General features: G+C 59.3%; 7 protein-coding genes and 2 riboswitches. Of the genes, 3 read left to right on the top strand and 4 right to left on the bottom strand.

What is annotated here, in order from left to right; genetic code table 11:
- Positions 1 to 21: 21 nt before the first annotated feature.
- A complete protein-coding gene (locus PVT67_RS18685) occupies positions 22 to 2,547 on the bottom strand; it encodes an Ig-like domain-containing protein (RefSeq protein ID WP_301496446.1) in 2,526 nt (841 codons plus the stop codon).
- A 66-nt stretch (positions 2,548 to 2,613) separates the two neighbouring features.
- Positions 2,614 to 2,688, bottom strand: a riboswitch (cyclic di-GMP riboswitch).
- Between the two features lie 637 nt (positions 2,689 to 3,325).
- On the opposite strand from PVT67_RS18685, the gene PVT67_RS18680 reads away from it, so the two are divergent.
- Positions 3,326 to 5,548, top strand: a complete 2,223-nt coding sequence (locus tag PVT67_RS18680; RefSeq protein WP_301496445.1) for a COG1361 family protein — start codon at positions 3,326 to 3,328, stop codon at positions 5,546 to 5,548.
- Positions 5,549 to 5,578: 30 nt separating this feature from the next.
- On the opposite strand, the gene PVT67_RS18675 is transcribed toward PVT67_RS18680, so the two are convergent.
- From PVT67_RS18675 to PVT67_RS18665, 3 genes are all read right to left on the bottom strand, one after another.
- Positions 5,579 to 7,552 (bottom strand): Ig-like domain-containing protein, encoded by a 1,974-nt coding sequence (locus tag PVT67_RS18675; protein ID WP_301496443.1) that lies wholly within the window; start codon positions 7,550 to 7,552, stop codon positions 5,579 to 5,581.
- Between the two features lie 67 nt (positions 7,553 to 7,619).
- Positions 7,620 to 7,694, bottom strand: a riboswitch (cyclic di-GMP riboswitch).
- A gap of 517 nt (positions 7,695 to 8,211) precedes the next feature.
- Positions 8,212 to 8,337, bottom strand: coding sequence for a hypothetical protein (locus PVT67_RS18670; protein WP_301496441.1), 126 nt, complete (start codon positions 8,335 to 8,337; stop codon positions 8,212 to 8,214).
- Between the two features lie 190 nt (positions 8,338 to 8,527).
- Positions 8,528 to 9,796 (bottom strand): sigma-54 dependent transcriptional regulator, encoded by a 1,269-nt coding sequence (locus tag PVT67_RS18665; RefSeq protein ID WP_301496439.1) that lies wholly within the window; start codon positions 9,794 to 9,796, stop codon positions 8,528 to 8,530.
- A 260-nt stretch (positions 9,797 to 10,056) separates the two neighbouring features.
- Between PVT67_RS18665 and PVT67_RS18660 the strand changes: the two genes are divergently transcribed.
- Both PVT67_RS18660 and PVT67_RS18655 read left to right on the top strand, forming a co-directional pair.
- Positions 10,057 to 11,706, top strand: a complete 1,650-nt coding sequence (locus PVT67_RS18660; RefSeq protein WP_301496437.1) for an ExeA family protein — start codon at positions 10,057 to 10,059, stop codon at positions 11,704 to 11,706.
- 2 nt (positions 11,707 to 11,708) lie between these two features.
- Positions 11,709 to 12,485, top strand: a complete 777-nt coding sequence (locus tag PVT67_RS18655; RefSeq protein WP_301496435.1) for a general secretion pathway protein GspB — start codon at positions 11,709 to 11,711, stop codon at positions 12,483 to 12,485.
- Positions 12,486 to 12,532: the final 47 nt, after the last annotated feature.

Below are 12,532 nucleotides of genomic sequence, written 5' to 3'. Positions count from 1 at the left end.
CGGGTTCAACCCGCCGTTTTTTTATTTGCCGCTTTTGCCCTTGCCGCCGCCACCGCTGCCGCCACTGCTCAGGCTGCCGATGCTGACGGTAGCGCTGGCGGTGCCGCCTTTACCGTCGCTGATTTGATAGCTGAAGCTGTCGCTGCCCTTGAAGCGGTTGCCCGGGTAGTAGGTCAGGGTGCCGTCGCCGTTCAGGATCACCGAGCCCTTGCTGCCCTGGTTAATACCGGTGACCTTGAGGCTGTCGCCGTCCTGGTCGTAGTCGTTGCCCAGCACTGTGATGGTAACGCTGCTGCCGCTGCTGACAGAGGCGCTGTCGTTCACCGCCACAGGCGCATGGTTGGCCGCAGCCACGCTGACGGTAACGGTGGCACTGGCACTGGCACCTTTACCGTCGCTGATCTGGTAGCTGAAGCTGGTGCTACCGCTAAAGCTGCTGGCCGGGGTGAAGACGATATAGCCACCCTGAACACTGAGGCTACCGTTGCCACCGCTGGTGGAAGTGATGGTCAGGCTGTCGCCGTCCTGGTCATAGTCGTTGGCCAGAACAGGGATGCTCACCGCAGTACCGGCATTGGTAGAAGCGCTGTCGTTCACTGCCACAGGGGCATGGTTAACCGCAGCCACGCTCACGGTGACAGTGGCGCTGGCGGAGCCGCCTTTGCCGTCGCTGATGCTGTAGTTGAAGCTGGTGGTGCCGCTGAAGCTGCTGGCCGGGGTGAAGACAATGTTGCCGCCCTGGATGCTGGCGCTGCCGTTACCACCGCTTACGGACGTGATGGTCAGGGTATCACCGTCAGGGTCGGAATCGTTGGCCAACACCGGGATGCTCACCGCAGTACCGGCATTGGTGGAAGCGCTGTCGTTCACCGCAACGGGGGCTTGGTTGGCGGCAGCCACACTGACAGTGACAGTGGCGCTGGCGGTGCCGCCTTTGCCGTCGCTGATGCTGTAGTTGAAGCTGGTGTTACCGCTGAAACCGCTGGCCGGGGTGAAGACGATGTTGCCCCCCTGGATCACGGCACTGCCGTTGACACCGCTGGTACCAGTGATGGTCAAGGTGTCGCCGTCAGGGTCGGAGTCATTGGCCAGCACAGCAATGCTTACCGCAGTACCGGCATTGGTAGAGGCGCTGTCAGCCTGGGCTACGGGCGCCTGGTTGCTGCTGCCGCCAGCAATCACGTAGCTCGCCGTAGCGATGTCACCGTAGGCACCACTGAAAACGGAGACATTCAACGGATAGGTGCCACCTGCCGCATTGGCATCCGAAGTCACCATCAGGGTAGCAGTGCCCGTTGCGCCTGGGGCCAGGGTCTGGTCGCGGCCAAAGATGCTGGCAGACCAGCCATCAGGCAGGGGCACGTCCATGGAGAAGGTGTTGTTGCCGCAGTTGGGGTCGTCGTTGTTGGTGACGCTGATGCTGTAGCTGACCCTGGTCCCTGCAGTCACTTGCTGGCTGGCACCAGGGGTGATGCTGATGCTGGGTTGATGCAGCTGGCACTGGAAGCCCTTGCCGGTCTGGGTAGTGTCGACCAGCACCTCGGCATAGCCAGGGCCCGCATATTGGGTGGTGATGCTGACACCGGTATCAGGGTCGCTGAAGGTGCTGCCCAGCCCCAGATCGGGACTCCAGAAGCTGGAATCATTCATGTCCAGCAGGTAGCTGCTGTCACCGACGCCTTGAACGGCACTGTGGATCACCACGCCCTTGGAAACGGCCGTGTTGTAGCTGTCAAAGCCCTGATCCTGGCGGAATTCTACAAAGTACCAGGCCTGGTTGCCGGTAGCGGGGTCGATCCCCTTGGGAATACGCACCGTCTTGACGCCAGGCGTCATGGTGTCACCGGCGGGGTTCAGCTGGTAGACCCCGGAACCCGTTGCCGTGTCGATATCGGCCTGGCTCAGCCAGCCCAGCCTGTCCTTCTGGAAGGCGGTGTAGTCGCCGTAGCCACGGCCCATCACATCATAGGTATCGCCGTACTCGTCGTTGCTGCAACTGGAACCCAGGGGCTGGCTGCCGCACTGCAAGCCATGGGAATGGTAGATCCCCAGGTTGTGGCCAAGCTCATGGGCAAAACTTTCCCAGCCGACCCGCCCGTTGAGATGGACAGTGCCAGAACCGACGCCGGAAACGCCGCCATAGGAGCAACTTGAGCTGTAGGGGGTGGCGATCACAACCCGCTTGTAAGCCCCGACATCGACCCCGTCATTCTTGGCCAGTTGTATGGCTTGGCTACCCAGGTCCTGGGAGCCACACTGCGCGCTGGTGAGGGCTAGGGTGTAGTAACCCACCACATCGCCAGTCAGCCAGGTTTGGCCTTCGGAGTTCTCGTAGAAGAAATCGCTGGCGGTGCCAAAGGCATTTTGCCTGATCTGGTCCTGAGTCCAGGGAGTGGAGGTGTCATCAGAGTAGTTGGCCAAGATGACCAGGGTCTTCTGCTCCCCCATCGAGGGGCGGGTGACTGCCTGGGCCTGCAGAGCGAAAAGTGGGGCGGCCACTAAGCCACTCAGCAGAAGCTTTTTATTGAAGAGAATGGCTGTACTCAAGGGATCTCCTCCAAAGTAAGGAGAAAGATCCTCAGCAGGCTAAGGCCCGAGAAGGGGATACTCTCTTTCGGCGGCCTGGCGATCCACTAGGGACCCATGGCTTTGCGCCCTCCGGTTACCCGAAGTTTGCCTTTTACAGGAGAGGATCTTTCTGCAATTTTCACAGGCCCGGGAGATTCCGCTCCACACCGCTCAGCACGCCTTGGAAAAGGCCCCTGCCGAAGGCTGAGCTTGCCGAGTTTGGTCAAGCAAGCGGGAGGGACTCTAACACGCCAAAACTGAACGAAAAATATACAGACCACTCCCTAAAAAACCCCTCCATGCCTAGTTATTACTGGCACCAAGGCCTGTCCACTCAGCTAACTTCATGAGTTGCTTAAGCAAAAGAGTGATGACCAAGAGCAGTGCCCCATCGTCAATCCCAGCAAGACAATTTGCCAATTTGCGAAAGCCATCACAGCCCACTTTTTGGCACTGTTAAGTTGCTGAAACGCTTCTATTTTGGCCGAAATTCATGGTTCACAATGGCTTAGGTTCCAGCGACTCTGTGACCTGTAAGGCAAGGTATACAGAACATCGCCGAAAGCCGAGTTCAAACCAATAAAAACAATAAAAATCAATCGTTTAAATTTAAGGCACAGTCGTTGCTGTTCTCTTTCACCGAGTCGGACCCAGCAGGGTCCGGCCCTCTGATTGCTGGAAACTGCCCCCTCCCCACCAGGGAAAAGGTATTCAGGATCCAGCCCGAACCATCCATCCGTGGCACCGGAGGTGGAAGATGAAACGCAGATTGATAAGCTTCAAAGGCTTGGGGCTGGGAGCCTTGATCTCAGCCGCCCTGCTGACGGCCTACCCTGTTCCAGCGGTAGACGGCATAGGGCTCTTTGAACTGGACGGTAACACTGCCGAGAACGGCGCCGTTGCCGGTGACGACTGGGATACCCTCTATGGTGGCGGCGGCTCCCCCATCGCCTTCACCGGCGTCCTGGCCGACCCCAGCCCAGAGACCATCTACTGGAAAGGGGGCTCCAAGGACATCTATGACGTCAACAACTGGTGGTACAAGGACGGTGGCGTGCCCGACAAGGACGACATCACCAACGCCTATGCCGCCGCCTACATCAACCCCGTTGATAGTGGTCCCCATAAGAAAGGGGATCTCATCATCTACTTCGGCCTGGATCGCTACGACAACTCTGGTGACGCCTTTGCCGGCTTCTGGTTCTTCCAGAACAAGATCTCCAAGAATGGCGCCAGCCAGTTCGACGGTGTTCATGTGAAAATGTCAGCTGCGGGCCCCGGCGATCTGCTGGTGCTGGTGGAATATCCCCAAGCCTCTGGGGCCATGCCGGTCATCAAGGCCTATGAATGGGATCCCGACGACTATGACGGCGACGGCAACCTGGACAGCGACGGCCACAGCATAGGCCCCCTGGACCAGATCTATACCTCGGAGATGGGCGGCAATGCCCTCTGCGACGGCACCGACAACAAGCTGGCCTGCGCCATCACCAACCTGGACCCCATCCCCAACCCGCCCTGGGACTACACCCCCAAAGGCGGCCTGAGCACCAGCGACATGCCCTATGAGACCTTCTTCGAAGGGGGGATCAACGTCACCCAACTGCTGGGCAGCACCCCCTGCCTCAGCAGCTTCCTGGCGGAAACCCGCTCTTCACGGTCTGAAACCGCCACCCTCAAGGACTTCGTGATCGGCGACTTCGACGTTTGCAGCATCAACGTCAGCAAGGACTGCAAGGCCACCATCAACGAAGCCGGCGACAAGGTGTCGGTGACCTTCTACGGCAACGCCAGCAACACCGGCGGCCTGGCCCTTGACATGAAGTTGAGTGACAGCCAGCCCGGCGCCGTGATCGACAAGGTCTGCTTCGACGATTGGGACGAAGGCAACTCCGCTCCCGGTTCTGACGGCATCTGCACCGCCGGCGACAGCACCCCTGGCAGCCTGTCAGGCCTGGGTACAGCCACCGCCAGCTTCAACCTGGGAGCCCAGCAGACAGCCCGCTTTGAGGGCCACTATGACGTCTCTGGGCCATTAAGCAGCCTGGACTTCAGCGACACCATAGTGCTCAAAGCCTATGACCAATATGGGGCCGAGCTGTTGTCCGACAATGCCACCGCCAACTGTACGGCTACAGGCAATGCCGCCATATCCGCCGCCAAGGCCTGCGAAGCCTTCCTGGATAACGGCGACACCTTCAGGGCCGAGATCACCGGCCATGCCACCAATACCGGTAATATCAAGTTGGTTAACGTCAACCTGACCGATAGTGTTCTGAATCCGTCGCTGTTCACCGTGGTCTACGACAGCAACAAGGACGGTGTGGTCGACACAGGAGAGCCTCCCTTCACCGGCACCTTGCTGCCCGGCGAACAGCTGGCCTTCAAGTACACCCTGACCTCCACCACCCAGACCAGCCATACCGACACCATTACTGCCCACGGCACCAATGCCTTCGACTCCAATGACACAGTCGATTCGGCTCCGGCTACCGCGTCCTGCAGTTTGGCGCTCAACCCTGACCTCAGCATCACCAAGGTCTGCGACAGCTCCCTGGGTGGCGGCACCGGGGTCATATTGTCGGCCGAGAACGACATAGTGCTGGTCAAGGTAGGCAACATCATTACGGTAACCAATACCGGTAATGAAGCCCTGAGTCCCGTGGTGGTGTCTGACGCCGAGGTCCAGGACCTGGTCTATGACAGCGGCGAAAACACCTTCAGCTGTACCAGCAAGACAGCGTCAGCCGACGCCAAGTGCACAGGCTCGCTGGGCCTCGGCAAGTCCGTAACCTTCAAGCAGCAGTACAAGCCTGACGGCCTGTCCATCATCGGCGCCCTGACCAACCCCGGCTCTGTGCTGTTCAGCAACACCGCCAGCGCCCTGGCCAAGGGCAAGCTCAGTGGTACTGATGTCAATAATGGCGTCGCCAAGACAGCGACCGCCAGTTGCCCGCTCTGCCCGGACAACACCAACTAAAGGAAAAGGCGGGCATCAAGCCCGCCTTTTTTATTTGTGGCCCTTAGAACCACCACCTCCGGTGCTGCCGCCAGAGCTGCTGCTGCCGATGCTGACGGTAGCGCTGGCACTGCCGCCTTTGCCGTCTGAGATGCTGTAGCTGAAGCTGTCGCTGCCCTTGAAGCGCCTGCCGGGAATATAGGTGAGGGTGCCGTCGCTATTGACCAGCACCGAGCCCTTGCTGCCCTGGGTCACGGCGCTGACCGTCAGCTTGTCGCCATCGGGATCCGAGTCGTTGGCCAACACCGCTATGGTGACGCTGCTACCGCTGGTGGAGGCGCTGTCGTCCACTGCCAGGGGCGCTTGGTTGGCCGCAGCCACACTGACGGTCACGGTAGCGCTGGCACTACCGCCCTGACCATCAGAGATGCTGTAGCTGAAGCTGGTAGAGCCGCTGAAACCACTGACCGGGGTGAACAGGATAGAAGATCCCTGGATCAGGGCACTGCCGTTGACACCGCTCACCGAGCTGATGCTGAGGCTGTTGCCGTCGGGATCCGAGTCGTTGGCCAGTACCGGGATGCTGACGCCGGTACCGGCCTGGGTGCTGGCACTGTCGTTCACCGCCACGGGTGCACTGTTAGCGGCCCCTACCACGAAGGTGGCGGTGGTGGCGCCCTGAAGGCCCGAGGCGCTGGCCTGTACCGGCACATTGTAATTACCGGCCAAAGCCTGGCTGCTGGACTGGACCCAAAGCTGCACGGTGCTGCTGGCGCCAGGAGCCAAGGTCAGGGAGCTGCTGGACAGGCTACCACTCCAGCCGGTTGGCCATTGGGCCGCCAGATTGATCGTCTTGTTGCTGCAACCGGTGGCATCACCGTTGGTGACCATCAGTTGGAAACCATAGCCTTGCCCTGCCTGCATGCTGGGGCTGGTGGCCGGGCTCAGGCTAAGGGCCGGCGCCGTGGCGGTGCATTGGGCGGCCTGGGCACTCACCCAGACGGTGGCACCCTTGTCGTCCAGGGATTCCAGGCTGATCACGGCACCGGACTGGGGATCCACAAACTGCTGGCCGACGGTCAGGACGGCATCATTGAAATCGCCGAACAGGGCCGACCCCGGAGTCATGTCCAGCAATTGGCTGCTATTGGGATCACCTTCGACGACGCTGCGCACCAACAGCCCCTGGGCCACGTTAGTGGTGCTCTGCATCCAGGCGTCATAGCCCAAGGCGGGACGGTATTCCAGGTAAAGCCAGCGCTGGGCACCTGAAGCGTCGGTGCCTGCAGGTACCTTGAGGGCTTCGACCCCTTGGCCGGTATGGAAGGGAGCCAACTGATAGACACCATCGTTGGCCTGGGCAACATTGGGCTGCCAACCCAGCAGGCCTTCTTCGAAGGCGTTGAAGTAGGCCAGCTGGCTGCCCATCACGTCGTAAACGTCACCGTATTCGAGACTGCGACAATTGCCCTCTGTGACTTGATCGCAATCCAAGGCATGGGCATGGAGCAGGCCGAAGGTATGACCTATCTCATGGCTCAAGACCCTCAAGGTAGTATCGCCGTTGAGGAAGACCCTTCGGCCGGCCGAGTCCAGTATCCCCATGCCGCTCCAGCCACAACCGTTCGTGGGATGGAAGTAGAGCACCAGGCCATAATCGGCCAGGTTGTAGCCTTGGGCCTGGGCAAGGGCATTGGCCTGCTGGGCCAGGGTATCGGATTGGCACTGGCTGCTGTCCAGGGAGACGGTAAGCCAGCTGCTGTCCACGTCACCGCTGAACCAGACCTTGTCGCCAGAGGCGTCACGATAAAAGGCATCGTTCTGGTTAAAGACCAGGTCCTGCAGCTGGGCTGCCGTCCAAGGTTTGTTGTCAGGGGCGTCTTGGAAGTTGACCATCAACACCAGGGTGCGTTGTTCCCCTATGGCGGGCAGCACCTGGGCCTGGGTAGGCAAACTTGATGAGAGCAGGGCTCCGAGGGCCAGCAGTTGGGCAGTCTTGCTGAGAAAGTGGCTAACCAGTTTCAATGGGATCTCCTCCAGCACAGGGAGAAAGATCCTCAGCAGGCTAAGGCCCGAGAAGGGGATACTCTCTTTCGGCGGCCTGGCGATCCACTAGGGACCCATGGCTTTGCGCCCTCCGGTTACCCGAAGTTTGCCTTTTACAGGAGAGGATCTTTCTGCAATTTTCACAGGCCCGGGAGATTCCGCTCCACACCGCTCAGCACGCCTTGAAAAAGACCCCTGCCGAAGGCTGAGCTTGCCGAGTTCGGTCAAGCAAGCGAGGGGGACTCTAACACGCCAAAACTGAACGAAAAACATACAGGCCTCTCCCTAAAGAACCCCGCCATGCCTAGTTATTACAGGCTCCAAGGCCAGGCCATTCGGCTAACTTCATGAGTTGCTTAAGCAAAACGAAGAACAGGGCCTGTTTCATCGATGTCCGGCCGTCGTTTCAGGAATTTATTGATTTGAGAAAGCCATCACAGGGCCCTTTTCCTTCCGTAAACCATATGGTAAGTGATTGTTTCTTAAGTGAAACAGCAACTTCGTTATAACTATTTGATTTTACTTACTTTTACTTAATTTCTTGGAAAACTGTCAGCTTGGTGAAACAGCTGAAGCCTGACTGTGGGGATGAACGGCTTTTTCAACTTGGATTAAAAATCGAGAGGGGAGTGCAATATTTACCGCTTGGTTCTGGGCTTGTACTCGTCCCACAGCGTGACATGGGGCTCTTCCAACAGCTCCAGCAGCGTCTGATAGCTCCAGATCAACAGGGTCCTATGGGGTATGGCCGGCTCCTCCAGCATGGCCGCCAACCTCGCCAGCTTACGCCTTTGTTTGCTTTGCTCTTGCGGTGTCATGGGGGTTACCGGTGCCTAAACCGAAAAAAGTGAGGCAATCTTTAAGCCAAAAAATCAACTTGCTGATTTTTAAAAAGAAATGAACAGAGAGGCGAGTCAGATCACATCACTGTCTCGCCATTGAAACAACAAAGGGTCAATTAAGGCCATGCTTGTCCAGCAGGCGGTACAGGGTCACCCTGGATACGCCCAGCAGCCGGGCAGCCTCGGAGACATTGTGCTGGCTGTGGGCCATGGACAGTATCACCGCCTCCCTTTCGGCCTGATGCCGAGCCTGCTCCAGGCTGATGACCGCCTTCTGTTGTTCCTGGCTCTCCAAGCCCAGATCTTCGGCACTGATCAACTTGTTTTCGCTCATCACCAGGGCCCTGCGGATGCGGTTGATCATCTCCCGCACATTGCCTGGCCAACTGTGCTGGCTGATGGCCATCAGTGCCTGTTGGCTGAATCCCTTGGCTTTGGCGTTATGGTCCAGGCTGAATTTCTGGAAATAGAAGCGGGCCAGCAGTTCCACGTCGCCAGGCCTTTCCCGCAACGGCGGCACCTGCATGTGCAGCACGTTGAGCCGGTAGTAAAGGTCTTCCCGGAAACGCCCCTTGGCGACGGCATCCTCCAAGTCCACATGGGTGGCTGCGATGACCCGGACATCAATGGGAATGCTCTCCTCTCCCCCCACCCGCTCTATGGTGCCTTCCTGGAGGAAGCGCAGCAGGTTGACCTGAAGCTCCAGGGGCAGATCGCCGATTTCATCCAGAAAGAGGGTGCCCCCTTGGGCAGTTTCAAATCGGCCAATCTTGCGCCGCAGGGCACCGGTGAAAGCCCCCTTCTCATGCCCGAACAATTCGGACTGGATCAGGGTATCGGGCAAGGCACCGCAATTGACGGCCACGAAAGGGCCACGGTGGCGGTTGGAGCGCTGATGGATGGCGCGGGCGATAAGTTCCTTGCCGGTGCCGCTCTCACCGCGGATAAGGACAGGGGCTTCGACTGCGGCCACTTTCCGTATCTGCTGGAAAACCTGCATGATGGCGGGGCTGGCCCCCACCATCTGGCATTCGTCCAAACTGGACAACTGCCGCTCCCCCATCTCCCGCAGCTTGGTGATGCCATAGGCATGGCCCAGGGTGGCTTTGAGATAGTTGGATTTGTCATCGAGAGGCAGGGTGTAGAAGTCGTAGCAGTTTTCGTAGATGAGCCGGCAGAAGTCCTGGTCATTGAGGTCCTCGGCGCTGACGAGCACTATCCAGGCCGGGGCGTTGACGTCGCAGAGCACATCTTCGAGCTCTTCCTTTTGCCGCTCCCCCAACTGGCAAGCCCTGGCGATACCCACCTGGTAACCGTTCTCGGCCAGCATGGCCCTGGCGCGGGCAGGACTGGTGGCCTTGTCGAGGTGCCACCCCGCCAAATCTATCCCCCCTTCTTGAGGGACCAGGTCCAGAAACAAGGCTTTTCGCTGACCTTCCTCTCCCTGGCTCGGCCATTCTCTTTGGATGTTATTCACGAGACTTCCTGACGCAGGGGCCTGACTTCCCAAGTTTAGTCCACCTAACCCGCTATCTTACTGGCCTCAAGAGGCGTTCACGTTTTGTTCATTCCCCCACCAAAATGCCAAGTTGAAGATCCGCACTTATAGTTGAAGGGAATTCCCATGCCGGTTTGCATGCCATGTACAACAGTTACTTCGGGCTGACGGAAGCGCCCTTTTCCATAGCGCCGGATCCCCGCTACCTGTACCTGAGCGAGCAGCACAAGGAGGCATTGGCCCACCTGCTTTACGGTATCCGTAACGACAATGGTTTCGTGCTGCTGACAGGGGAAGTGGGAACAGGCAAGACCACTGTCTGCCGCAGCCTGCTGGACAGCCTGGGCCCCAAGACAGATCTGGCCTTCATCCTCAATCCCAAGTATTCGGTATTGGAACTGTTGGCCGCCATCTGCGACGAGTTGGGCATTCCCTATCCTCCCGGCGAGCGCTGGCTCAAGGTCTACATAGATGCCCTCAACAACCACCTGCTGCGCAGCCATGCCGAGGGCCGCCAGACGGTACTGATCATCGACGAAGCCCAAAACCTGTCCAGCGACGTACTGGAGCAACTGCGGTTGCTGACCAACCTGGAAACCAACAGCCGCAAGTTGCTGCAGATCATCTTGCTGGGCCAACCCGAACTGCTGGACATGTTGGCCAAGCCGGAACTGCGCCAACTGGCCCAGCGGATCACGGCCCGTTTCCACCTTGGTCCCTTGTCCCAGAGGGAAATGCAGGCCTATGTCCAACACAGGTTGACGGTGGCGGGTGTGGAAAGACCCCTTTTCACCAGGAGGGCCCTGCACCGCCTTTACGCCTTGTCCCAGGGGATCCCCAGGGTCATCAACCTGCTTTGCGACCGGGCCTTGCTGGGCACCTATGTGCAGCGCCGCAGCAGAGTCGGCACCGCGACACTTAAACAGGCGGCCAAGGAACTGCGGGGCCACCAGCGGCCGCCGGCCTGGCGCCCCTGGGCCCTGGGTGCCTTGGCACTGGCATTGCTGGCCGTCGCCCTGGTGCTTTGGCAGCCAAGGTTGTGGCCCAGCCTACCAACGGCCAGTGCCGAGCCCAAGCCGCTTCCCGCCAAGCCACAGCAACAAGCCAGCCAAGAGGCGGCCTCAGTACCTGCCCCCATAGTAGAGGCACCACCGCCGGCCGCCCCCCAAGATCCCTGGCAATGGCCTGAACACATCCCTTTGCCCCTCAGCCAGGCCATCGCCTTTCGCACCTTGTTCAAGCAGTGGCATCTCGACTACAAGCCCGCCGCCCAACCGGCCCCCTGCCAATTTGCCAAGGAACAGGGACTGGGCTGCTTGATCGCCGACGGCGACTGGCAGGCCCTGGCCGCCTATAACCGACCGGCCGTGCTGCAGGTGGAGGGGGAGCAGGGCCAAAGCTTCTACCTGACCCTGCTCTCCATCGAGGGGGATAAAGTGAAAGTGCTTGTCGCCGACCAACAGTTTGAGATGCCGAGTGACGAACTCAGAAGCCACTGGCAGGGCAACTACAGCCTGCTGTGGCGGCTCCCTCCCGGTTACGACCAACCGCTACGCCCCGGCAGCCAAGGGCTGGCGGTAGCTTGGCTGGAGCATCAGATGGCGGCGATCAATCAAAGGCAGGAACGAAAACTGCCTGAAGCTACCTATGATTTCGTGCTGTTTCGGGATGTAAAGGCTTTTCAATTCAAGGAAGGCCTGGCGGCGGACGGCGTGGTAGGCCCTGAAACCAGCATGCGGCTGACCGCCCTGACCGACGGTAGCGTGCCATTGCTGGCGGCGCCGGAGGGCTGACCATGTCCTACATACTGGATGTCCTCAAGCAATCGGAACGCCAACGCCAGGAGGGCCAACCTGGGGCCAACCTGGTGGTAGAGCCATTGGTGGTAGAAACCCAAAACGAAGAGAACTGGCTGCCAAGGCCCTTTCATCTGCTGTGGTTGTTGCTGTTTCCCCTTATTTACCTGCTGTGGCCGGATACGCCTGTCCACCAACCAGAGGCAAGAACCCAGCCCAGCGCGGCCCAACATGCCCAGTCCCAGGTAAGGAAAGCACCGGTAAGCCCCTTGAAGGACAAACCCCAAACCGCCGCCGTCCCAACCAAAGGGAAAAAAGAGGATCTGAGCGCCCTCTTGGGTGGCGACGCCAAGGTGCCTCCCCTGGTGCTGGAAGAGGCTAAGCCGGTCCAGCCCAAAAACGACAGTCCAGCCTTGCCTCCCAAGGTAAAGGCGCTGGAAGAAGAAGCCATGGTCCTTAAAGACAAGGAGCCCGCCAAGGAAGCAACAGCAGTATCAACCGCCGTTACGGAAACGGTAAGTGAGGGCCAGGCTGCGCCCGTTCCCCAGTTACCCTCATGGCGAGAATTGCCCGTGGATATCCAAAGACAATTGCCCGCCCTGAATTTCAGCGTCCATCTCTACAGCCCCGAACCCGACCAGCGCCTGGTCAAGGTCAACGGCCACTTATATCGGGAAGGCAACGAACTGGCCCCTGGCCTGGACTTGGAGGAGATCACCCCAACCGGAGTGATACTGCACTATCAGGATTGGCGCTTTACCATGGCTGCCCGTTAGGGAGAGATGGGCAGCATTGCGATATCATGGGGCCCCAAATCGAAGGA

This window comes from Gallaecimonas kandeliae, assembly GCF_030450055.1.
Lineage (GTDB): Bacteria > Pseudomonadota > Gammaproteobacteria > Enterobacterales > Gallaecimonadaceae > Gallaecimonas > Gallaecimonas kandeliae.
This window is presented reverse-complemented; position numbering and strand designations above follow the sequence as displayed.

Coding starts and splice junctions, on each gene's coding strand:
- PVT67_RS18680 (WP_301496445.1), top strand. CDS start 3,326: ATGAAACGCAGATTGATAAGCTTCAAAGGCTTGGGGCTGGGAGCCTTG.
- PVT67_RS18670 (WP_301496441.1), bottom strand. CDS start 8,337: ATGCTGGAGGAGCCGGCCATACCCCATAGGACCCTGTTGATCTGGAGC.
- PVT67_RS18660 (WP_301496437.1), top strand. CDS start 10,057: ATGTACAACAGTTACTTCGGGCTGACGGAAGCGCCCTTTTCCATAGCG.
- PVT67_RS18655 (WP_301496435.1), top strand. CDS start 11,709: ATGTCCTACATACTGGATGTCCTCAAGCAATCGGAACGCCAACGCCAG.